The sequence below is a fragment of the Telluria aromaticivorans genome (assembly GCF_013003915.1).
Lineage (GTDB): Bacteria > Pseudomonadota > Gammaproteobacteria > Burkholderiales > Burkholderiaceae_D > Telluria > Telluria aromaticivorans.
The window spans coordinates 522,403-545,270 of sequence record NZ_JABAIV010000003.1 but is presented as its reverse complement, the minus strand read 5'-3'; the positions used below and the strand labels follow the sequence as shown (position 1 = coordinate 545,270).

Genomic DNA, 22,868 nt, shown 5'->3' with positions numbered 1-22,868 from the left:
GGAATGACGATGGCCGAACTGCTGGTCGCCATGACCGTCGGCCTGGGCGTGCTGCTGGCCGCAGGAAGCCTGTTCGTCTTTGCCACCCGCGCCTTTGCCGCCCAGGTGGAAACGGCGGCCATGGACGACGCCGGACGCTATTCGCTCGACGTGATGGCGCGTGCGGTGCGGCAGTCCGCCTTCGTGGACTGGGAACGGGACAGCGCCGGGCCGGATGCGGCGGCGCCGGCGCGCGTGGCCGGGCTGGACGCGCGCCGGGTGACGCAGACCGGCTTCGCCATCGACAATGCGATCGCCAATGCGGTCGTGCATGGCAGCGACGTGCTGGCGCTGCGCTATCCCGGCACCGGTGCGCCGCCCGGTGGGGACGGCACCACGCTCGACTGCGCGGGCTTTTCCGTTCATCGCGACGAAGAGGGCTGGAGCATTTTCTACGTCGCGCGCAATGCGCAGGGCGACGCCGAGCTGCGCTGCAAGTACCGGGGCGCCAGCAACTGGTCGGCCGATGCGGTGGTCGGTGCGGTGGACAGCTTCCAGGTGCTGTACGGGCTCGACCTCGATGCGGATGGTGCGCCGGAGCGCTACGTGCATGCCAGCGCCTTGTCCGCGCTGGATGCCGGCCTGGTGCTGGTAGGCGCGACCGCGGCCGAGCGCGATGCCGACCTGCGGCGCCGCACCCACTGGAAGAAGCTGGCCAGCGTGCGGGTGGCCTTGCTGCTGCACGGCGCGCCGAGCCGGCTGGAAGGTGCCGGCAACGCGCGCTACGACCTGTTCGGGCCGGAGTATGGCGACATGGCGGGCATTGCCGATGCCGGGACGCGCTTGCTGGAGGCGACGCTGGCCGGCCGCGGGGCGCCGCGCCACCGCAAGGTATTCACCACCACCATCGCGCTGCCGGCGCGGGGTGGGTGAGGACAACATGCACACGACCGTGCCCACGTGCGCTTGCCGTAACCGGGAGGGCGGCGTTGCGCTGCTTACCGCCTTGCTGCTGATGCTGGCGATCCTGCTGACCGGGATTGCCTCCGCCCGCAGTGCCCTGCATGGCGCGCTCGCCGCCAGCAATGAACGCGACCGGATGCTGGCCCTGCATGGCGCCATGGCGGCGCTGGCGGATGCGGAGCAGGACGTCGAGGGCGGCGCCGACCCGGCTTCCGCGCGCGCCGCCGCATTGGCCAGCGCCAGCCCGGCCGCCTTCAGCGACGGATGCCGCGGCGGCGCTCCCTACCAGGGCCTGTGCAGCCAAGCGGCTGCCGGTGACGGCGCCATCCACGAGGCACTGACCGACGAGGACGGGCCGGGCGTCGTGCTGGGCGCCTACACGGCGACCCAGATTCCTACCGGGGCCGGTGCGCTGGCTGCGCGGCCGCCGCGCTACCTGATCGAACGGATGCCGTCGCCGCCGGATGCGCTGCTGTACCGGATCACGGCGCTGGGCTTCGGCAGCGCCGGCACGACGCAGGTGGCGGTGCAGGCGTATTACCGCAAGCTGCTGGTTGCCGTGCCGTCCGGGCCGTCGTCGCCGGGGACGCCCGGCGAACCGGCTCCATCGGCCGACCCCGGCAGCCCGGCTGAATCGCCCGCACCCCCGCCGGCGCCGGACAGCCCCGAAACAAGTACCGCACCGGCGGCACCTGGAACGCCGGGCGGGCCAGGCCTGCGCGTGAGCTGGCGCGAGATCGCCAACTGGCACGATGGCGTTGCGGCAGCCGCACCCGCAGGGACGGAGGAAGGATGACTAGCCTGGCGATGCTGCCGCGCGGCACAAGGCGGCGCGGCTTTACCCTGGTCGAATTGATGGTCGTGCTGGCGATCGTGGCCATCCTGGGTGCGATCGGCTATCCGGGCTATGCCGCCCATGTGGTCAAGGCCCGGCGCGTGGAGGCGCAACTGGCGCTGGTCGACGCCATGCAGCGCCAGGAACAATACCGCGCCCAGCACCATACCTATGTCGCATTCTCGTCTGGCTCCGAAGATCCGGACAGCCAGCAGTTCCGCTGGTGGCTCGGGTCGCAACCGGAAACCAGCGCCTACGAGGTCGACGGCTATGCGTGCGAAGGCCAGGACATCGGCCAGTGCATCGAACTGCGCGCCCAGCCGGGAACGGCGAATGTCGATGCCGGCTTCGACGACCCGGACTGCGGCGTGCTGACCTTCGACAGCACCGGCGCGCAGGGAGCGAGCGGGAACGCGCCGCGCTGCTGGCCATGACCTCATCCACGAAGCGGGCAAGGTGCGCTGGCGCCACGCTGGCCGAACTGGTCGTCGTGCTCGGCATTTCGGCGGTCGTGCTGGCGGTGGCCGCGCCCGACCTGCACGCGCTCGTCACGGCGCAGCAGATACGCGCCGCATCGGGCGAGCTGCTGGGTGCAATCGCCCATACCCGGGCCCAGGCCATCGCGCGCAACGGCCGGGTCAAGCTGGTGCCGCGCGATCCCAACGGAGCCGACTGGACCCAGGGCTGGACCGTCTTCGTGGACCGCGACGGCGACCGCCAGCCCGGGCCCGGTGACGAGATCCTGTCGGTCCACGGCCCCTTGCCGCCGGGCGTGCGGGTCGACTTTTCCTTCACCCAGTCAGCGCCGCCGCACTACATCGCCTACAATGGCGCCGGGCGCAGCTGCAGCGAAACCAATGGCAATGCTTCCCGGCTGGGTACGCTATCGCTGTTTCACGGCGAGCATATCCGGCGTATTAAAATCAACATGCTCGGGCGCGTACGGCTGTGCAATCCGGAACGCGACGACGGCTGCGAGGGCGCGCAAGCGCCGCCGTAGCGGGGAGCAGCATGCACGGCAGGACGCAAGGGCAGGACACCACACTTGGCAAACGACAGCGACCAGATTCTCAACGATACCGACGGCATGGCGCTGGCCCTGGCATGGGCCGCGAAAGGCATGTATATCACCGCGCCGAATCCGCGGGTCGGCTGCGTGATCGTGGGCGATGGCATCGTGATCGGCGCCGGCCATACCCAGCCGGCGGGGCAGGCGCATGCCGAAATCCAGGCCATGCGCGATGCGCGGGCACGTGGTCATGATGTGCGTGGCGCTACCGCCTACGTCACCCTGGAACCATGCAGCCATTACGGCCGCACGCCGCCATGCTCGAATGCGCTGGTGGAGGCCGGCCTGGGACGCGTGGTGGCGGCGATGCTGGATCCCAACCCGCTGGTCGCCGGGCGCGGACTGGCGCAGCTGGAAAGGGCCGGCATCGAGGTCGTCTCCGGCGTGCTGGCCGACGCCGCCCATGAATTGAACATCGGGTTCTTCTCGCGCATGCGGCGCGGGCTGCCTTGGGTGCGCCTGAAAGTCGCGGCCAGCCTGGACGGCACCACCGCGCTGGAAAACGGCGAGAGCCAGTGGATCACCGGGCCGGACGCGCGCGCAGACGGCCATGCGTGGCGCGCGAGGGCGCAGGCGATCCTGACCGGCATCGGTACGGTGAAAGCGGACGATCCGCAACTGAACGTGCGCGGCATCGACACCCCATTGCCGCCGCGCCGCGTGATCGTGGACAGCCGGCTCGACATTGCGCCCGATGCGCGCATCCTGCAGGGCGAATCTTGCTGGATCGTGGCCGCTGCCGAACTCCCGCAAAAAGCTGCGGCGCTGCAGGCAGCAGGGCACGAGGTGATCGTGCTGCCGAACGCCGGCGGCAAGGTCGATTTGCCGGCGCTGATGCGCGAACTGGGCCGGCGCGAGATCAATGAGGTCCACGTCGAAGCCGGTTCGAAACTGAATGCCTCGATGGTGCGCGAAGGCTGTGTCGACGAGCTGCTGGTCTACCTGGCCCCTAGCCTGGTCGGGCCGGGGCAGGGCATGTTCGATTTGCCGCCGCTGGCGCAGCTGGGCGACAAGCGCCGGCTGCGCTTCCACGACGTGGCGCGGGTCGGCGACGACATCCGCATCCTGGCAAGATTTACCAATACTGAGGAATAAGATCACATGTTTACTGGAATCGTCGCGGCCGTCGGCAGCATTACTTCGGTCACCCCGCTCGAGGGCGGCTCGTTCGCAGGTGTACGCCTGGATATCGACGCCGGCCCGTTGCCGCTCGGCGACGTCGCGCTGGGCGATTCGATCGCCCTCAACGGCGCCTGCATGACCGTGGTGGCCAAGACCGACACGAGCTTCAGCGTCGACGTCTCGCGCGAGAGCCTGAGCAAGACGGTCGGCCTCGAGGTGCCGGGTGAGGTCAACCTGGAGAAGGCCTTGACCCTGGCCGAACGGCTGGGCGGCCACCTGGTCTCCGGCCACGTCGATGGCCTGGGCACCGTGCACAGCTTCGAGCCGGTCGGGGAATCGCGCGAACTGGTGATCGACGCGCCGCATGAGCTCGCGAAGTTCCTGGCGTACAAGGGCTCGGTGGTGGTCAACGGCGTGTCGCTGACCGTGAACCGGGTGGAGGACCTGGACGGGGAAGGGGGCAAGCTGTGCCGCTTCTCGATCAACCTGATCCCGCATACGATCGAAGTCACCACGCTCAAGCACCTGCGTGCCGGCTCGAAAGTGAACCTGGAGATTGACCTGATCGCGCGTTACGTCGAGCGCATGCTCTCAGCGCGGGCTTCGTAGGGTGGGCGGGTCCCCCGCCCGCGCGTTCAACCATCCGTGAATAATCGCACCGCCGCAATGCGAACGTGATTTGGACGCTTGGGCAGAATCTGCCCACCCTACGGGGCTCATCGACGTCGGTTCCGCCTATCCGCCTGGCGCTACTGGTTTGGACTCCGATGCCGACTCCGATGCCGACGCCGCCACCTTGGCCGGCGCCTGCACCTCCGGATTGAGCACCACCTGCACATAATTCTGGTCGTTGAAATAACGCTTGGCCGCCGTCCGGATCTCGTCCGCCGTCAACGCCGCCACCTGCTTCTCGATCTCGAGAATCGACCCAGGATCGGTTCCTTCGCTCAGCGCCGTCTGTAAATGCCCCAGCCAGTACCCGTTCTCGCGCAGCGAGCGGCGGTGGTTCTGGATCCAGTTGCTCTTCACTTTTTCCAGGTCGGCCGCGTCCGGCCCCTGCGTCTGCAGGCGGCGAATTTCGGCAAAGGTGGTCGCAATCACCTTGTCCACGTGCTCCGGCCCGGTCGGCAGGGTCACGCCGATCGAGTAATTCCCGTAAGGGATCTTGCTCAGCACGCCGTTGGCGCCGCCGCCGTAGATCAGGGCCATTTGCTCGCGCAGCACCTCGATGATGCGCAGGTTGGTCACTTCCAGCAGGGCCGACAGGCGCAATTGTTCGGCTTCGGTGAACTCGGCGGTGCCGGTAAAGGTGAGCGAGATGGTGCTCTTGGGTTCCGAACCGCTGCGCACTTCGCGCTTGACCACGCCTGTCGCCGGACGCATGCCGACGTCGCGGTAGGCCACCGGCAGGTCCGGGGTCGGCAGGCTGCCGAGGTAGGCGGCCAGCAGCGGCTTGATCGCGTTGGCGTCGAAGCTGCCGACCAGGATGAAGGTCAGGTCCTTGGCACTCGAGAAGCGCTGCTGGAAAATGTCGATGCTGCGGTCCAGGTCGATCTGCTCGTATTCTTCCGGCTTCAAGGTGCGTGGCGCGCGCGGGTGGTTGTTGTACAGCGCCGCCATCACGGCGTCGCCAAAGTGCACGCCCGGCTGCGAGGTCTGGTTGCGCGCCTGCTCGGCCTGCTTGCCGACATAGGAGCGGAACAAAGCTTCGTCGCGGCGCACTCCGTGGAACTTCAGCCAGGCCAGCTGCAGCATGGTCTCGATATCGGTCGCACCCGAGGCGCCGACCACCACGTCGGTGTAGTTGGCCAGGCCGACGTTCACCTGGGCCGCCTTGCCGGCCAGGATCTTGCTCATGTCGAGGGGAGTGAAATCCTTCACGCCCATGCTGGCCACGATTGCATTCGCGAAGCGCGCATTGAGCACGTCCTTGTCGCTGAACAGGCTCTGGCCGCCGAAGCGGGCCGCGCTCATCATCACCTGGTCGTTGCGGAAATCGGTGGGTTTCAGGATCACCTTGACGCCGTTCGACAGCTCCAGGCGTGTCAGGCCGAGCGCCTTGTCGTGCGCCTGGGCGACGATCGTGCCGGGCTTGGAAGGACGCTCCATCAGGCGCGCGGCCACGGCTTTTTCGTCACGCGCGCTGACCTCGGCGCGCTGGGCCGCTGCCACCGTGGCCAGCAACTGCTCGCCGCGCGGGGTCTCGGGGCGGGTTACGCCGGTGTACAGCACCAGCTTGCCCGAGTCGGCCGGGATGGTGCGGCGCGCGTAGGCATTCATTTCTTCCAGCGTGATGCCGGGCACCAGCTGCTTGACGTAGCGGTATTCGGTATCGATGCCGGGAATCGCTTCCTGCTGCAGGAAATTGCGGATGTATTCGGCCGCATAGGTGCCCGAATCGCTCTTGGCGCGCTCGTTCCAGGCCTGCTCGTAGGTGCGCATCAGGTTCTTCTTCATCTGCTCGAGCTCGGTCGCGCCGAAACCATGGCGGCGCGCCCGTTCGTTTTCCTCGACCAGGGCGGTGAGGGCGGCATCGGCGCCGCGCGGCCCCAGCGCGGCCGAGGCGTTGTACGAGCGGTAGCGGGGGGTCAGCTTGCCGAGCGAGCTGTTGGCGCCCATGAAGGGCGGCTCGGGCAGCTGGGCCAGTTCCTGCAGGCGCTGGTTCAGCATGGCGGAGAACAGCGCCTGCACCAGGTCGTCGCGGTAGGCGCGGATGGTGCCGGCTTCGTGCACCGGCTGGACCGGATAGCGGATCAGGACCGCATTGCCGGTGGCTTCCGGATCCAGGACGACCAGCGCCTCGGTGGCCTGGCGCGCCGGGATCTCGGCATAGGCGCGCGGGCGCGAGGGCTGCGGGTTCTTCAGTTTGGCGAAATGCTGCTTCACGAGTTGCTCGGCGCGCGCCGGCTCGATGTCGCCGACCACGACCACCGCCATCAGGTCGGGGCGGTACCAGTCGCGGTAGAAGCGGCGCAGGGCGTCGGGCGTGAAATTGCGCAGCACCTCTTCGGTGCCGATCGGCAGGCGTTCGGCATATTTCGAGCCGTTGAAGATCTTCGGCATGATCTGCTTGCTCATGCGGTCCGATGCGCCTTTACCCAGCCGCAATTCTTCCAGGATGATGCCGCGCTCCTTGTCGATGTCGGCCGGATCGAAGCTCACGCCATGGGCCCAGTCTTCCAGCACCTGGAAAGCCTTGCCGACGTGTTCGGGCTTGTCGGTCGGGATCGGCAGGATGTAGACGGTCTCGTCGAAGGCGGTATAGGCGTTCAGGTCGGCGCCAAAGCCGACGCCGATCGACTGCAGGTAGGACACCAGTTCGTGCTTGCGGAAATTGGTCGAGCCGTTGAAGGCCATGTGCTCCACGAAGTGGGCCAGGCCGCGCTGGTCCTCGTCTTCCAGGATCGAGCCGGCCTTGACCACCAGGCGCAATTCGAGCTTGCGCTCGGGACGCGCATTACGCTGGATGTAATAGGTGAGCCCGTTGGCCAGCTTGCCGACCTTGACCTGCGGGCCGACCGGGATCTGGGCATCGAGGCGCAGCGGTCCGGCGTCCCGGGCTGCCGCAGCAGGGGAAACCACAGGGGCCGATGTGGCCCCGTGTGCAACATTCGCTGGCAAGTGCGCGAACAGCACTGCGGCCATGCATATGCCGCGCACGAAATTGTTGCTCATTTAAGGAACTTTTTTATAGACGAGCACGCATTCTACCGCGCGTGCCCGTCTAAATATCGCATCGGCCCCTGTTGGGGCCGTGCGTGTTGCGTGCAGGCAGCAATGTCCGCAGCAAAATTCAGACCGCGACGCGTCCCTTGGCCAGCAATTGCCCCATTTCGTGCGCTGGCAAGGGCCGGCTGTACAGGTAGCCCTGCATGACGTCGCAGCCGATCAGCCCCAAAAAGTCGCGCTGGCCGACCGTCTCCACGCCTTCTGCCACGACCTGCAGCGACAGGCCCTGGGCCAGGGCGATGGTCGCCTGGGCGATGGCGGCGCTGCGCTGTTCGGTGGTGATGTTGCGCACAAAGGTCTGGTCGATCTTGAGTTTGTCGAGCGGGAAGCGCGACAGGTAGCCGAGCGAGGAATAGCCGGTGCCGAAGTCGTCCAGCGACAGCGACACGCCCATCGCGCGCAATTCCGCCATTTGCGCTTCGGCCACCGAGCTGTCGCCCATCATCACGCTTTCAGTCAGCTCCACCTCCAGGTAGCGCGGCGCCAGCCCGCTTTCTTCCAGTGCGGCGCGCACGATGCCGCTCACCGAGCCGGCCTTGAACTGGTTGGCCGAGACGTTGACGGCCACTTTCACTGGCGGCAGGCCGGCGTTTTGCCAGGCCTTGTTCTGGAAGCAGGCCTGGCGGATCACCCATTCGCCGATCGGGTGGATCAGGCCGGTATCTTCGGCCAGCGGGATGAAGTCGCCCGGCGGCACCATGCCGATTTCCTCGCTGCGCCAGCGCAGCAGGGCTTCCATGCCGACCACGCTGCCGTCGACACGCGAGATCTGCGGCTGGTAGTGCAGGGCCAGCTCGCTGCGCTCGATGGCGCGCCGCAGCCGCGTTTCCAGCGCCAGCCAGCGCAGCGCATGGGCATTCATCTCGCCCTTGAAGAAGCGGAAGCCGTTGCGGCCGGACTCCTTCATGTCGGTCAGCGCCGCATCGGCCGACTTGAGCAGTTCGCCCGCCGCATTGCCGTCGCGCGGGAAGATGCTGATGCCGACGCTGCCGGTGACCACCACGTCGTGCCCGCCCACCGCATGGGGCTGTGCGATGGCGTCGATCAGGCGGCGCGCGGCCAGGATGATGTCTTCGTTGTCGTGGCAGGCGGTGAGCAGCAGGACGAATTCGTCGCCCGACAGGCGCGCCAGCGTATCGGTGGGGCCGGCGATGTCGCCGACCCGGCGCGCGACTTCGCGCAGCACGGCGTCGCCGGCGGCGTGGCCGAGGCTGTCGTTGATGCGCGAGAGGCGGTCGACGTTAAACAGCAGCAGCGCCAGTTGGCCGTCGCCCTGGCGCGCCGCGGCGATCGCCTGCTGCAGGCGGTCGTTGAACAGCGAGCGGTTCGGCAGCAGGGTCAGGGCGTCGTGGTTGGACAGGAAATCGAGCTGGTGGTGCGCGGCCTTCAGCGCCGACAGGTCGGTCGAGACGGACACATAGGCAGTCAGGCGCCCGGCTTCGTCGCGCACCGCGCTGATGCTGCTGCGCTCGGGATAGACTTCGCCGTTCTTGCGGCGGTTCCAGATCTCGCCGCGCCACTGGCCATCGCTTTCCAGGCAGTGCCACATGCTGCCGTAGAAGGCGGAATCGTGCCGTCCGGAGCGCAGGATACGCGGGTTCAGGCCCAGCACGTCGGCTTCGCGGTAGCCCGTGATTTGCTCGAAGGCCGGATTGACGGCGACGATATTGGCCTCGGCATCGGTCATCATGATGCCTTCCTGGGTGCTGTCGAAGACCTGGCGGTTCAGCTCCAGCCGGTGCTGGCTCTCGCGCAGGGCAACGTCGGCGTCCGCGCGCGCCAGTGCTTCGAGCTGGAGCTGGGCGGCGTGGCGCTGCACCACGTCGTACAAATTCAGGTTTTCATAGGCCACCGCCAGCTGGGCGGCGAGGGCCGTGGCCCAGCGCTCTTCTTCTTCGGTGAAGGCCGGCGCGCCCGGATGGCGCGCGCAGTACAGCCAGCCGTGCGGATGCTGCAGGTCGTGCACCTGCAGGCCGAGGAAGCTGCCCATTCCCGGGTGGCAGGACGGCAATGTTCCCAAATACGTGTCGCCTTCGACCAGGCGCAATGGCGCGCGGGCGCGCAGCAGCATGCCCGGCAGCCGCGTTTCGTCCTGGGCATGGCTGGCCAGCAGGGCCGGGTCGAGCGCCCAGGCCGCGAGGTGGCGCACGTTGCGCTCGCCGCGGTCGAGCAGGCACAGGGCGGCGCAGTCGGCGTGCAGCACGCGGCGGGCGACGTCGAGGAAGGAGGCGGCCAGGGTCTCGACGCGGCGTTCGCCGATCAGGGCCAGGCACATGCGCTCCAGTTCCGTCAGGCGCGCACACAGGTCGAAGGGCAGGCCGCGGTCGCGTTCTTCCGGCGCGGCCACCGGCGCCGGCGGGGTGCCTTCGATCACGCCGAGTTCGGCGTTGACGGCTTCGAGGATCTGGTGCGGGTCGGAGGGCTTGGGCAGGACGGTGGCGACGCCGCAGCGCGCCGCCATGGCCTGGGTCTCGCGCTCGGCGTAGACGGCCGAGAAAAAGATGATGCGGGTGGTGCGCAGCTCCGGGTCGAGGCGGATCTGCTGGACCAGCTCGTAGCCGTCCATGATCGGCATCAGGATGTCGGTGATGACCAGGTCTGGACGGTGGTTGCGCGTCAGGGCCAGGGCCTGGGCGCCGTCTTCCGCTTCCAGCAGGCGGTGGCCGGTATAGCCGAGCAGGGCATTGAGGAAGGCGCGGTTACTCGGCCGGTCGTCGACGATCAGGATCGTGGCCATCAGCGACGCCTTCCAGGGAAAGCGCCGCAGCGACTGCGAGATGATGGAACTACCGCCATGGCAACTCCGCAGAGTGGGCCGGCGTTGCCGGGGAGAGCCCTCGGCGACATCATAGGCCGCAATGTCTTAATCATAATCTAGTCAAGCGTGGACATGCCATCTTGTTTCGTGCGGGAATGTGAAGCTTAACAATTATGTTCTCACAAATATACGCGAATTATTGCGTGTTGCATCAAGGCAACGTCGTTGACGAAATCGCAGCGCCGTGCTTGCCGGCGCCCGGATGATGAATAGGGAGGAAGCCGGGGGAAGGGAGTCAGGTTGAAAGGCGGTAAATCCTTTAAAATAACGGATTACGCAAAATACCTCCCGTTTCAAGGAATCCGCATGTCTATTTCCAGCACCGAAGAAATCGTTGCCGAATTGCGCGCAGGGCGCATGGTCATTCTCGTCGACGAAGAAGATCGCGAGAACGAGGGCGACCTGGTGCTTGCCGCCGACTTCGTCACCCCGGAAGCGATCAACTTCATGATCCGCCACGCGCGCGGCCTGGTCTGCCTGACGCTGACCGAAGAGCGCTGCGACGAACTGGCGCTGCCGATGATGACTTCGAAGAACGGCACCTCGTTCGGCACCAATTTCACGGTATCGATCGAAGCGGCCGAAGGCGTGACCACCGGTATCTCGGCGGCCGACCGCGCCCGCACGATCCAGGTGGCCGTGAACAAGGGCACCACCCCGGACGACCTGGTGCAGCCGGGCCACATTTTCCCGCTGCGCGCCCAGAACGGCGGCGTGCTGATGCGCGCCGGGCACACTGAGGCCGGCTGCGACCTGACCGCGATGGCCGGCTTGAGCCCGGCCTCGGTGATCTGCGAGATCATCAAGGAAGACGGCACCATGGCGCGCCTGCCGGACCTGGTCGAATTCGCCAAAGAGCATGACCTCAAGATCGGCACCATCGCCGACCTGATCCATTACCGCAGCCAGAACGAAAGCCTGGTCGAGCGCGTGGCCGAGCGCCCTCTGTCCACGCCCTACGGCGAGTTCAAGCTGGTTGCCTTCCGCGACAAGCCGAGCGGCGCAGCCCACCTGGCGCTGGTGCACGGCGAACTGGCGCGCGACAAGGAAGCGCTGGTGCGCGTGCACCAGCCGGTTTCGATCCTCGACGTGCTCGGCAACTGCGCCTCGACCCACTCCTGGGACCTGGCCTCGGCCATGAAAGCAATCCAGGCCGGCGAGCGCGGCGTGATCGTGCTGCTGAACTGCGGCGAGACCGCCGACGAGCTGTTTGCGCAGTTCGCCCCGCGCGATTCCGGCCCCCGCAGCGCGCGCGCAGCCTCGATGGACCTGCGCACCTACGGTATCGGCGCGCAGATCCTGCGCAACCTCGGCGTGGGCAAGATGCAGCTGCTGGCCAACCCGCGCAAGATGCCGTCGATGACCGGCTTCGACCTGGAAGTGACCGGCTACCTGCCGCAACCGGCAGCCTGACTCCTGCGGCCGGGCGGCCTAGCGCCGCTCGGGCCGAACACACACTAATATAGAACCATACAAAGAGAAGAGAGGTCAGCCATGACGGTAGGAACTTTTGAAAGCAATATGGCGGGTGAAGGCCTGCGCATCGGTATCGTGCAGGCACGCTTCAACGCCGACGTGGGCCACGGCCTGCTGTCGTCCTGCCTGGCGGAACTGAAGCGCCTGGGCGTGGCCGATGAGGATATCCTCCACATCACCGTGCCGGGCGCCCTCGAAATCCCGCTGGCGCTGCAGAAGATGGCCGAGACCCAGCAGTTCGACGCGCTGGTCGCCCTGGGCGCCGTGATTCGCGGCGAAACCTACCACTTCGAGCTGGTCTCGAACGAGTCGGGCGCCGGCATCACCCGCATCGGCCTGGACTACGGCATCCCGGTCGCGAATGCCGTGCTCACCACCGAGAACGACGAGCAGGCCGAAGCACGCATGGCCGAGAAAGGCCTGGAAGCGGCGCGCGCGGCGGTCGAGATGGCGAACCTGCTGTTCGCGCTCGAAGAGCTGCAGGCTGAAGAAGAATAAAGAAGGTAAGCACATGAACGACAAGACTTTGCATGCCAACCCGAGCAAGAACCGCACGCCGCGCCACCGCGCGCGCGAGTTCGCGCTGCAGGGGCTGTACCAGTGGCTGCTCAACAATGAAGCGGCGCGCACGATCGTCACCCACATCCGCAGCGCGCACGGTTTCGAGAAGGCCGACGGCGAATACTTCGCCGACCTGCTCAACGGCGCCATCAGCACCTCGGTCGAGCTGCGCGAAGCGATTTCTCCCCTGATCGACCGCGACGTGGCCGAACTGTCGCCGATCGAGCACGGCGTGCTGCTGCTGGGCGCCTACGAGCTGAAGAACCACCCGGAAATCCCGTACCGCGTCGTGATCAACGAAGCGGTCGAGCTGACCAAGTCCTTCGGCGGCATCGACGGCCACAAGTACGTGAACGGCGTGCTGGACAAGCTGGCGTCGAGCATGCGTCCGGATGAGGTTGGTGGCGATACGCGGCGTTGATTGCCGCACCCTCTCTATATACTAGAGAGTCTGAAAAAAGCCACCGAGGCAGTGCCCGGTGGCTTTTTGTTATCTGGTGACTCCCCGCGAATTTGCTGACCGCTGCTATGCCGCGAATGGGTTGAAGGGTGCTTTGCCGCGAACTGGGCGGCGGATGCTTTGCGGCGAATTTGTTGGCGGGTGCTTTGCCGTGAATCGTAGGGTGGGCAGGTTTCCTGCCCACGCGTTCAACCAGTATCGGCACAGACCCGACAGGATTTTCTCATCGCGCTTCTCACACCGCAGGTCCGGCGGACCAGGGTGACACCTCGGCTGTGCCGGCGATGGTTGAGCGCGTGGGCAAGGAACTTGCCCACCCTACGGGACCGCAACGACTCGCAGGTTTCGACTGGCGAAAAAGACCACTGCAGCGGCAGTGGTCTTTTGAATTCTTCAGCAAACTCCCTTACAGAGTCGCCAGCGTCTCCGCCGCATGGCTTTCCGCAGCAGCAGGGGCCGCAGGCGCTTCCACCGGCGTCGCCGTAGGAGCAGGCGCGGGCGCCTGTTTCACCATGATCGGCGCAGGCAGCGACGGCGGGGTGCGGGTAGGCACGTTGTGGCCGCGCGCCACCTGCTTCAGGCGGTGGTATTCGGCCAGCACCTTGGAGCCGTAGCCCTGGTCGCTCTCCATGTCGGCGGCGCCGACATAGGTCTTCAGGCCGCCTTCGACGGAACCGGTGCGCTTGACGTAATCCTTCAGGATCAGGGCGCCGACGCGGATATTGGCGGCCGGATCGAGGGCTGCCTTCTGGCCGCCCACTTGCTCGAACTTGTCGTGGTGGACCTTGGCCATGACCTGCATCAAGCCCTTGGCGCCTACCGGGCTCTCCGCGAACGGGTTCAGGCCCGATTCGATCGCCATCACCGCCAGGATCAGCAGCGGGTCGATCTTGACGTCGTGCGCCGTGCTGTAGGCGGTCGAGACCAGCATGTTGGCCGCATCGCTCGCCACACGGTAGCGCTTGCTCAGCCAGGAGGTCACCCATTGCTGCTGCTTGCTGTTGCCGGCCGCGTTGTAGGCGGTGGCCTTGACTGGTTCTGCGGCTGCCACTTCGGCGGCGACCGCAACTGCCGGCGCAGGGGGAGCGACGGCAACGATCTCAGGCTGGGGATCCAGCACATCCGAGACGTGCTTCGCAACGCCTTCGTTGGTGTAGAGCAGCGCGAGCATTGCGACTGCCGAGAGACCGAATACGGTCAGGGTATTACGGGCGGCATTTGCTGCACCGCGTACTGCCTTGCCCATGGATGACCAGCTTACTGGCTGGTTGGCCATGGATTGCACGAGCCTTGCGCTCGTGATGAAACGATGGATCATCGAATTCCCCTTGTCGCGGCAAAAAGATTCCCGTCACGGCGCTCATAAGAAAATTCGCGCTGTGTTCGGACTGAATGCCGTGCATCAGAAATATCGTAGGTCGCCGCGTAGCGGCTGACTAACGCCGTCATTGCTTTGCTTCAGCTGGCCGCCAGGCCCAAAGGGGGGTGGCAGATCCAGTGGCTCAACAACTGTCTCGGGGAGGTTGGGCAGACGCCCAGTGAGAACACTCCTTAAAATGTCATGTGGGGCCCCGACCCCGTGAATGCATGAGAACAAGCTAGAATCATGTCGAAACGATTTGCCTGCCTCATCAACTAGGACGGATTGTAGGGGGTCGCTTATGCCAAGTCAACCCTAGCACGAACCGCTCTTATTACTTTTAGATCTGATAGCCTAGCCGAAATTTTGAAAATGCTTGTCAAATCAGTCACTTGTGATGGTGCCTTGAACAACCTTATACGGTCGAGATAACGATCAAAACTTGATGAAATATTCAGATTTGCGTGATTTTATGGCTCAGCTCGAGAAAATGGGCGAGCTCAAGCGTGTGGGCGTACCAGTCTCGCCCCATTTGGAGATGACCGAAGTATGCGACCGCACGCTGCGTGCCGGAGGGCCGGCGCTGCTGTTCGAAAAGCCAACCGGGCACACGATCCCGGTACTCGGCAACCTGTTCGGCACGCCCGGGCGGGTCGCGCTCGGCATGGGCGCCGACGACGTCAGCGAACTGCGCCAGATTGGGCATGTGCTGGCGCGCCTGAAGGAACCCGAGCCGCCCAAGGGTTTCAAGGACATCATGGGCATGGGCTCGCTGGTCAAAGCGGTCTGGGACATGGCGCCGAAAGAAGTGCGCGGCGCGCCCTGCCATGACATCGTATGGGAAGGGCAGGACGTGGACCTGGCCAGGTTGCCGATCCAGCATTGCTGGCCGGGCGACATCGCGCCCCTCATCACCTGGGGACTGGTGATTACCAAGGGGCCGCACAAGAAGCGCCAGAACCTGGGCATCTACCGCCAGCAGGTGCTGGGGCGGAACAAGCTGATCATGCGCTGGCTGGCCCACCGCGGCGGCGCGCTCGACTTCCGCGAGCACGCGCTCGCCAACCCGGGCCAGCCTTACCCGGTCGCGGTGGCGCTCGGCGCCGACCCGGCCACCATCCTGGGCGCCGTCACGCCGGTACCGGACAGCCTGTCCGAATACCAGTTCGCCGGCCTGCTGCGCGGCCAGCGCACCGTGCTGACCAAGGCGATCGGCAGCGAGCTGCGGGTGCCGGCTTCAAGCGAGATCGTGCTGGAAGGGCATATCTACCCTGATGCGAACCACCCGTCCGGCTTCGAGCATGCGCTGGAAGGCCCCTACGGCGACCACACCGGCTACTACAACGAGCAGGACAGCTTCCCGGTGTTCACGGTCGACCGCATCACGATGCGGCGCGACCCGATCTACCACTCGACCTATACCGGCAAGCCGCCGGACGAACCGGCCGTGCTGGGCGTGGCGCTGAACGAAGTCTTCATCCCGCTGCTGCAGAAGCAGTTCAGCGAGATTACCGATTTCTATTTGCCGCCGGAAGGCTGCAGCTACCGCATGGCGGTGGTGCAGATGAAGAAGCAGTACGCGGGTCATGCCAAGCGCGTGATGTTCGGGGTGTGGAGTTTCCTGCGCCAGTTCATGTATACGAAGTTCATCGTCGTGGTCGACGAAGACGTCGACGTGCGCGACTGGAAGGAAGTCATCTGGGCCATCACGACCCGGGTCGACCCGACCCGCGATACGGTCATGGTCGACAACACGCCGATCGACTACCTCGACTTCGCCTCGCCGATCAGCGGGCTGGGCAGCAAGATGGGGATCGACGCCACCAACAAGTGGCCGGGCGAGACCAACCGCGAGTGGGGCACGCCGATCGTGATGACGCCGGAGGTGAAGGCGCGCATCGATGGGCTGTGGGGGGAGCTGGGGATCTGATGGCCCTAGCGGGCTCCTGGGGTTCGTAGGGTGGGCGGGGTAATTTCGGGCAATGCCCGGAATTACAAACGCCCGCGCGGTGATAGTGAGGGTTTGAACAGCCGCACGGGCGGCATGACCGTGATTTGAACGCGTGGGCGGGAAGACCCGCCCACCCTACAAAGGCAAGGTCCCCACAACTGCCGCCATGCGGTATAATTGCGGCTGGCGGGCCCCTGCGCATTGTGGCATGGTTAACCTGGTCAGGTCGGGAACGAAGCAGCCAAAGCCGTTTACCGCAAGTGCCGCAGATCAGGCTCGCCTCTTTCTCATCTTCCCCTCGTATCGTTCCAGCCGCATTCGCGGCTATCGGCGTTTGCGTTCACGCCAGCGCCATCAAATCCGTTTTCTGACGTTGCCAATCCAACACACGAACCGCAGTTGCATCGGCAATTTACTCAAATTTCTTTTGGGCAAGTTTGTTTTCTGATTGAATGTGGATCCGTGCATATGACAACAGGAGACAAGCGTGGAAAAACTCAGTGTCGACGACGTGCTGAAGAGCAGTTACCGTCGAGCCGACCGTTTCATGTGTGGGATCCTACTGGCGCTGTTTGCGATGGCCCTCGCTCTCGCGAGCATGCACGGCACCATGAAATGGGCGTTGCTCATCGGTTTGCCCACCCTGGTTTTGCCCGTACTGGCTGCGGTGTTCCTTGGCGGCACCCGCCTGTCCCGCATCACTGTCGGGGTGGCGACAATGGTGTTCTGCGCCTTGCATATTCACCAGGCGGCAGGCCGGACCGAACTGCATTTCGGCATTTTCGTCCTGCTGGCATTCTTGCTGTGCTATCGCGACTGGGCAGTTGTCGTCGCCGCAGCCGCGACCGTGGCCGTGCACCACTTCGCCTTCACGTATTTGCAGGAACTCGGCTTCGGTGTGATTTGCCTGACTGAACCCGGTTTCACCATGGTGCTCATCCACGCCGCCTATGTTGTCGCCGAGACGGCGGTATTGTGTTTCCTTGCCCAGATGTTGCGTCGTGAAGCCCTGCAATCGGCCGAGCTGAAGGTCAGCGTCGCATCGATGACCGACCGCCGAGGGATGATCGATTTGCGTCCCGACCTCTTGCCGGCCGCCAGCACCAGTGGCCGCGCGCTGCGCGATGTCGTCGGTTTGCTGCAGGACGCGCTTGCCAGCGTGCAGCGCACCGTCCATGCAACCAGCGCTTCTTCGGCGCAGATCGCCGCCGGCAATGCCGAGCTGGCCCAGCGCACCACGGCGCAGGCTTCGTCCATCCACGCCACCGTGCGTTCGATGGCCGAGCTCACCGGGACCGTGCGCCAGAATGCCGACAGCGCCAGCGCCGCCAATGAGCTGGCCGGCAGCGCCGCCGATATCGCGGCGCGCGGCGGCGACATCGTCACCGCGGCGATGCGCAAGATGGAGGCAGTGGATGCGTCCTCGCGCAAGATCGCCGACATCATTGCCGTCATCGACGGCATCGCTTTCCAGACCAATATCCTGGCGCTGAACGCGGCCGTGGAAGCGGCCCGGGCCGGCGAGCAGGGCCGCGGCTTTGCCGTCGTGGCCAGCGAAGTGCGCAACCTGGCGCAGCGCTCGGCCCTTGCTGCGCACGAGATCAAGGCACTGATCGGCCAGTCGGTCGCCGAAGTCGAGGCCGGCAGCGAGCTGGTGCGCCAGGCCGGCGCCACCATGGAGCAGGTGGTCGGCAGCGTGCGCCAGGTGTCGGCGCTGATCGCCGGCATCAGCAGCGCCAGCCGCGAACAGGCGGGCGGCATCGCCGCCATTGGCGACGCCATCAATGCGATGGATGCATCGACCCGCGACAATGCGCGCCTGGTCGAGCAGGCGGCCAGCTCGGCCGATTCGCTGGAAGAGCAGGCGCGCCATCTGGCCAAGGTGGTCAGCGTATTCCGCCTGAATCTGCCGGATGGCAGTCCGGCGCTGGCCTTGCGCTGAAACGGCGCCGGTGTTGTTGCCGGGCACGCCGCGGTTTGTCCGCGGCGGCCGCCAACTGCGGTAAAATCCCGGCATGTCCTATCAAGTCCTCGCCCGCAAATACCGTCCCAAGAACTTTGACACGCTGGTTGGCCAGGAGCACGTCGTGCGTGCCCTGACCCATGCGTTGAAAACCGGCCGCCTGCACCACGCCTACCTGTTCACGGGCACGCGCGGGGTCGGCAAGACCACGCTGTCGCGCATCCTGGCCAAGTCGCTCAATTGCATCGGCCCGGACGGGCAGGGCGGCATCACGCCCGAACCCTGCGGCGTGTGCGAAGCCTGCCGTGCGATCGATGCCGGCCGCTTCGTGGACTATATCGAGATGGATGCGGCGTCCAACCGCGGCGTCGACGAGATGGCCCAGCTGCTGGAACAGGCGGTGTATGCACCGAGCAATGCGCGCTTCAAGGTCTATATGATCGACGAGGTGCACATGCTCACCAACCACGCGTTCAATTCGATGCTGAAAACGCTCGAGGAACCGCCGCCGCACGTGAAATTCATCCTGGCCACCACCGACCCGCAGAAGATCCCGGTCACGGTGCTGTCGCGTTGCCTCCAGTTCAACCTCAAGCAAATGCCGCCGGGCCATATCGTCGGCCACCTCGAGAACATCCTGGGCCAGGAAGGCGTCACGTTCGAGCAGCCGGCCTTGCGCCTGCTGGCGCAAGGCGCGCACGGCTCGATGCGCGACGCATTGTCGCTGACCGACCAGGCCATCGCCTATGCCGCCGGCCAGGTGACGCTGGAAGCCGTGCAGGGCATGCTCGGCGCGCTCGACCAGTCCTACCTGGTGCGCCTGCTCGACGCGCTGCTGGCGCAGGACGGCGCCGACCTGATGGCGGTGGCGGACGAAATGGCCAGCCGCAGCCTGTCGTACAACGGCGCGCTGCAAGACCTCGGCACCCTGCTGCACCGGATCGCGCTGGCGCAGTCGGTGCCTGCGGCCGTGCCGCAAGACCTGCCGGAACTCGCCGACATCCTGCGCCTGGCGGGCGCGTTCGACGCCCAGGAAGTGCAGCTGTATTACCAGATCGCGGTCCACGGGCGTAACGAGATTGGCCTGGCGCCGGACGAATACGCCGGCTTTACCATGACGCTGCTGCGCATGCTGGCCTTCCGTCCGGGGCAGGGCGGGGCCGAGCCGCCTGCGGTAGCTGCACCGGCCCCGGCCCCGGCGGCCCGTGCTGCAGCGGTGGCCGCTGCCAGCCATGCGACGCGTCCTGCGCCGGCCTCGTTCGCGCCGCCTGCGGCGCAGGCGCCGGCCCCGGTTCGTCCGGCGCCTTCGGCTGCTCCGGCACCATCGGCACCAGCAGCGCAATCGGCCCCTCCTTCGGCGCCATCGGCCTCCAGCCCGGCGCCGGCCATGACATCGGCACGCGCCGCGATCAATGCTGCGCTGGAAGCGGCCCGTGCCGCCTCCGGACGCCCTGGCGGTGGTGGCGGCGCCCGTCGCCCTGCGCCGGAAGCGGCTGGGCCTGCTGTTGCGCCCGCAGTTGCACCCGCGCCGGTTGCGCCGCCATCGGCGCCCGGCCCTTCGGCAAGCATGCCGCAGGCCCCGCCTGCAAGTGCGGCCCCGGGCGCCGCGCCACCGTGGGACAGCGGCCAGCCGCAGGCTGCCGCACCAATGCAGCCCCAGGCCCGCATGGGTGCGGCGCCGGCCGAAGACGAGCCGCCGTCCTGGGTCACCGAATTTTCCGACAATACCGCGCTGGCCGCCGATGCGCCGGCAGTCGCCGCAGCGCCCGTGCAGTCGGCCGCGCCGGTGCGCGCCCCGGCCAAACCGCCGCACGCTTACATCGTCACCCCGGTGCCGGCGATCGGCTGGGACGGCGACTGGCCGGCCCTGGCCGCCAGCCTGCCGTTGCGCGGCGTCTCGCAGCAACTGGCGCTGCAGACCGAACTGATCGAATGCACGACCCACGACAATGCGGCGACCTTCCGCCTGCGCGTGCCGGTCGATACGCTGCGCGCCAGCGGCAACAGCGATAAGCTGGCCGCCGCGCTGCAAGAACATTTTCCGTCAGTGCGGGTGGCGCTCGATACCGAGATCGGCCCGACCTGGTACACGGCTGCAGCCGAAGCCAAGGCCGACCGCGAACAGCGCCAGCGCCAGGCCGAGGCCATCGTCGCGGGCGACCCCTTCGTGCAGGCCATGGAACAGACTTTCGGCGCCTTCGTCGTGCCCGGCTCGGTGAAGCCGGCTGCGCCCGCGGCCTGACCCACATTCAGACCCACCCTATCCAACCCATCCGGAACTTTTTGGAGACCTAGACCATGATGAAAAACCAGCTCGCAGGCTTGATGAAACAGGCGCAAGCCATGCAGGACAACATGAAGAAAGCCCAGGAGCAGCTGGCCCTGATCGAAGTCGAAGGCCAGTCGGGCGCCGGCCTGGTGAAGGTCGTCATGACCTGCAAGAACGACGTCAAGCGCGTCACCATCGACCCGTCGCTGCTGGGCGACGACCGCGACATGCTGGAAGACCTGGTGGCTGCCGCCTTCAACGATGCCGTGCGCAAGGCCGAGGCGACCTCCGCCGAAAAGATGAGTGGCCTGACCGCCGGCATGCCGATGCCGCCGGGCTTCAAGATGCCGTTCTGAGCGGGCGACACACTCCATGTCCAAGTCGCTCGACTTCCTGACCGAGGCATTGCGGCGCCTGCCGGGCATTGGTCCGAAGTCGGCGCAGCGTATGGCCTTCCACCTGCTCCAGCATGACCGCGAAGGCGCGGCCATGCTGTCGCGTGCGCTCTACCAGGCAGTGGACACCGTGCACCACTGCGCGATGTGCAATACCTTCTCCGATACCGAAGTGTGCGACCTGTGCGCCGACGAGGCGCGCGACCGTGCGCTGCTGTGCGTGGTGGAGACGCCTGCCGACCAGCTGATGATCGAGCAGACCATGACGTTCAAGGGCCTGTATTTCGTGCTGATGGGGCGGCTCTCTCCGCTCGACGGCATCGGCCCGCGCGACCTTCACCTCGACAAGCTGGTCGGGCGTGCCCTTGACGGCGTGGTGGGCGAGGTGGTGCTGGCCACGAATTTCACCAACGAGGGCGAAGCGACCGCCCACTACATCAGCGAGATGCTCAAGGCGCGCGGCCTGAAGGTCAGCCGGCTGGCCCGCGGCGTGCCCGTCGGCGGCGAGCTCGAGTATGTCGACGCCGGCACGATAGCGCGCGCCATGCTCGATCGCCGCAGCGCATAATCCACTGCATGACGACCCGGTAGCAGGGACCGCTGAGCCTTGCTTGCAGCTGCCGCAATGGGCAGTGCGACGGCGTGCCTGCGTGCGCGCAAGCCTGGCCAACGGACCGCTGCTATCTTGGCACTTTCAGCGGATCCAGCATGCATCTTGTCGACATCACGATGTTCTACGCGGCCGAAGGCGGCGGCGTCAGCACCTACCTGAATGCCAAGGCGCGCTGGCTTGCGCGCTACGGCTGGGTGCGGCATACCATCTTCAGTCCCAATGTCAGCGACGACGAGGTCGACGACAGCCTTGATGACGACCTGCCCACGCTGGTGCGGGTGCCGGCAGTCTCGCTGCCCGGCATCAACGGCTACCGCATGCCGGTCTCGGTCGCGGCTGCGGCGCGGCGCCTGCGCGCGGCCCAGCCAGACCTGATCGAAGCGGGCGACGCCGGCCACAGTGCCTGGGCGGCGCTGCGCCTGCGCCAGAAACTCGGCATCCCGGCCATCGCCTTCTACCATTCCGACCTGCCGCGCCTGGTGCAGAACCGCTTTGGCGACGCCATTTCCCAGGGCAGCTGCAAATACCTGGCCCACCTGTACCGCGAGTTCGACACCGTGCTGGCGCCGAGCCGGCTGATGGTGCACCAGCTGGCCGACATGGGCGTAACCCATGCGCTGCACCAGCCGCTCGGGATCGACAGCGAGATCTTCCACCCGAAGCGCCGCAGCGACACTCTGCGCGCCGAGCTCGGCCTGCCGGACGATACGCGCCTGCTGGTGTACGCGGGCCGCTTCACCGCCGACAAGAAACTGCCTCTGCTGATCGAGGCGGTGCGCAAGCTCGGCCCGCCTTACCACCTGCTGCTGGTCGGGGGCGGGGCGGCATTGCCGCAGCACCCGCAGCTGAGCATCATGCCCTTCAAGCGCGACCAGCGCGCACTGGCGCGGGTGCTGGCCAGCTGCGACCTGCTGGTCCATCCGGGCGACTGCGAGACCTTCGGCCTGATCGTGCTCGAGGCCATGGCCTGCGGCCTGCCGGTGGTGGGCACCCGGGCCGGCGGGGTGGCCGAACTGGTGGATGACGACACCGGGATCCTGGCCCAGCCGAACAATGCCGGCAGCCTGGCCGGTGCGATCGAAGCCATCTACGGTCGCGACATGGCGCGCCTGGGCGCCAACGCGCGGCGCAAGGCGCACGACCACTACGACTGGAAGCAGATCTTCCCGCAACTGATGCACCGCTACGGCAGCCTGCTGGCGGCCCGTCCGGGTGCGCCACGGGCAGTGGAGCGTTTCTGTGTCAGCGACTGAAGGGGCGGAGCCGAAGGTGATTGGAGCTACGCCTACGACGGGGCCTGCCGGT

General features: G+C 66.3%; 18 protein-coding genes and 1 other RNA gene. 16 read left to right on the top strand and 3 right to left on the bottom strand.

Annotated features, from left to right (window positions below; translation table 11 throughout):
* Positions 1–9 precede the first annotated feature (9 nt).
* The 6 genes from HGB41_RS11775 to HGB41_RS11750 all read left to right on the top strand — a co-directional run bounded on the left by HGB41_RS11775 (position 10) and on the right by HGB41_RS11750 (position 4,577).
* Positions 10–912, top strand: coding sequence for a PilW family protein (locus HGB41_RS11775; protein ID WP_229422980.1), 903 nt, complete (start codon positions 10–12; stop codon positions 910–912).
* 7 nt (positions 913–919) lie between these two features.
* Positions 920–1,738, top strand: a complete 819-nt coding sequence (locus tag HGB41_RS11770) for a pilus assembly PilX family protein (protein WP_171084439.1) — start codon at positions 920–922, stop codon at positions 1,736–1,738.
* Positions 1,735–2,211, top strand: a complete 477-nt coding sequence (locus HGB41_RS11765) for a type IV pilin protein (RefSeq protein ID WP_229422979.1) — start codon at positions 1,735–1,737, stop codon at positions 2,209–2,211. The genes HGB41_RS11770 and HGB41_RS11765 overlap by 4 nt, the downstream gene beginning before the upstream one ends.
* Positions 2,208–2,777, top strand: a complete 570-nt coding sequence (locus tag HGB41_RS11760; RefSeq protein WP_171084437.1) for a GspH/FimT family pseudopilin — start codon at positions 2,208–2,210, stop codon at positions 2,775–2,777. Before HGB41_RS11765 ends, HGB41_RS11760 begins: the two co-directional genes overlap by 4 nt.
* An 87-nt stretch (positions 2,778–2,864) precedes the next feature.
* Positions 2,865–3,941: a bifunctional diaminohydroxyphosphoribosylaminopyrimidine deaminase/5-amino-6-(5-phosphoribosylamino)uracil reductase RibD gene (gene ribD / locus HGB41_RS11755; protein ID WP_171084883.1), complete on the top strand. Its 1,077-nt coding sequence runs from the start codon at positions 2,865–2,867 to the stop codon at positions 3,939–3,941.
* 6 nt (positions 3,942–3,947) lie between these two features.
* On the top strand, positions 3,948–4,577 hold the full coding sequence (locus HGB41_RS11750; RefSeq protein WP_171084435.1) for a riboflavin synthase: 630 nt from the start codon (positions 3,948–3,950) through the stop codon (positions 4,575–4,577).
* A 126-nt stretch (positions 4,578–4,703) separates the two neighbouring features.
* Here HGB41_RS11750 and HGB41_RS11745 read toward each other — a convergent pair whose 3' ends face one another.
* Both HGB41_RS11745 and HGB41_RS11740 read right to left on the bottom strand, forming a co-directional pair.
* Positions 4,704–7,643 (bottom strand): M16 family metallopeptidase, encoded by a 2,940-nt coding sequence (locus HGB41_RS11745; protein ID WP_171084432.1) that lies wholly within the window; start codon positions 7,641–7,643, stop codon positions 4,704–4,706.
* Positions 7,644–7,761: 118 nt separating this feature from the next.
* Complete coding sequence (locus HGB41_RS11740) at positions 7,762–10,434, bottom strand: two-component system response regulator (RefSeq protein WP_171084430.1); 2,673 nt, start codon at positions 10,432–10,434, stop codon at positions 7,762–7,764.
* A gap of 387 nt (positions 10,435–10,821) precedes the next feature.
* Here HGB41_RS11740 and ribBA point away from each other — a divergent pair, with 387 nt between their 5' ends.
* The 3 genes from ribBA to nusB all read left to right on the top strand — a co-directional run bounded on the left by ribBA (position 10,822) and on the right by nusB (position 12,973).
* Positions 10,822–11,928 carry a bifunctional 3,4-dihydroxy-2-butanone-4-phosphate synthase/GTP cyclohydrolase II gene (ribBA, locus tag HGB41_RS11735; RefSeq protein WP_171084429.1) on the top strand — a complete coding sequence of 369 codons (1,107 nt, stop codon included), beginning with the start codon at positions 10,822–10,824 and terminating at the stop codon, positions 11,926–11,928.
* 81 nt (positions 11,929–12,009) lie between these two features.
* Complete coding sequence (gene ribH / locus HGB41_RS11730; protein WP_171084426.1) at positions 12,010–12,489, top strand: 6,7-dimethyl-8-ribityllumazine synthase; 480 nt, start codon at positions 12,010–12,012, stop codon at positions 12,487–12,489.
* A 13-nt stretch (positions 12,490–12,502) separates the two neighbouring features.
* The gene (nusB, locus tag HGB41_RS11725; protein WP_171084424.1) at positions 12,503–12,973 is read left to right on the top strand and encodes a transcription antitermination factor NusB; all 471 of its coding nucleotides are present in this window, start codon (positions 12,503–12,505) and stop codon (positions 12,971–12,973) included.
* A 445-nt stretch (positions 12,974–13,418) separates the two neighbouring features.
* On the opposite strand, the gene HGB41_RS11720 is transcribed toward nusB, so the two are convergent.
* A complete protein-coding gene (locus HGB41_RS11720; RefSeq protein ID WP_229422978.1) occupies positions 13,419–14,330 on the bottom strand; it encodes a transglycosylase SLT domain-containing protein in 912 nt (303 codons plus the stop codon).
* A gap of 487 nt (positions 14,331–14,817) precedes the next feature.
* Between HGB41_RS11720 and ubiD the strand changes: the two genes are divergently transcribed.
* From ubiD to HGB41_RS11685, 7 genes are all read left to right on the top strand, one after another.
* Entirely contained in the window at positions 14,818–16,302 is a 1,485-nt protein-coding gene (gene ubiD, locus HGB41_RS11715; protein WP_171084422.1) for a 4-hydroxy-3-polyprenylbenzoate decarboxylase, read from the top strand.
* 206 nt (positions 16,303–16,508) lie between these two features.
* Positions 16,509–16,607: signal recognition particle sRNA small type (ffs, locus tag HGB41_RS11710), an RNA gene on the top strand.
* Between the two features lie 203 nt (positions 16,608–16,810).
* Complete coding sequence (locus tag HGB41_RS23840; RefSeq protein WP_212760909.1) at positions 16,811–18,265, top strand: methyl-accepting chemotaxis protein; 1,455 nt, start codon at positions 16,811–16,813, stop codon at positions 18,263–18,265.
* Positions 18,266–18,338: 73 nt separating this feature from the next.
* A complete protein-coding gene (locus tag HGB41_RS11700) occupies positions 18,339–20,528 on the top strand; it encodes a DNA polymerase III subunit gamma/tau (protein ID WP_171084420.1) in 2,190 nt (729 codons plus the stop codon).
* A gap of 56 nt (positions 20,529–20,584) precedes the next feature.
* Positions 20,585–20,911 (top strand): YbaB/EbfC family nucleoid-associated protein, encoded by a 327-nt coding sequence (locus HGB41_RS11695; RefSeq protein WP_171084418.1) that lies wholly within the window; start codon positions 20,585–20,587, stop codon positions 20,909–20,911.
* A 16-nt stretch (positions 20,912–20,927) separates the two neighbouring features.
* Positions 20,928–21,518, top strand: a complete 591-nt coding sequence (recR, locus tag HGB41_RS11690) for a recombination mediator RecR (RefSeq protein ID WP_171084416.1) — start codon at positions 20,928–20,930, stop codon at positions 21,516–21,518.
* 140 nt (positions 21,519–21,658) lie between these two features.
* The gene (locus tag HGB41_RS11685) at positions 21,659–22,816 is read left to right on the top strand and encodes a glycosyltransferase family 4 protein (protein WP_171084414.1); all 1,158 of its coding nucleotides are present in this window, start codon (positions 21,659–21,661) and stop codon (positions 22,814–22,816) included.
* Positions 22,817–22,868: the final 52 nt, after the last annotated feature.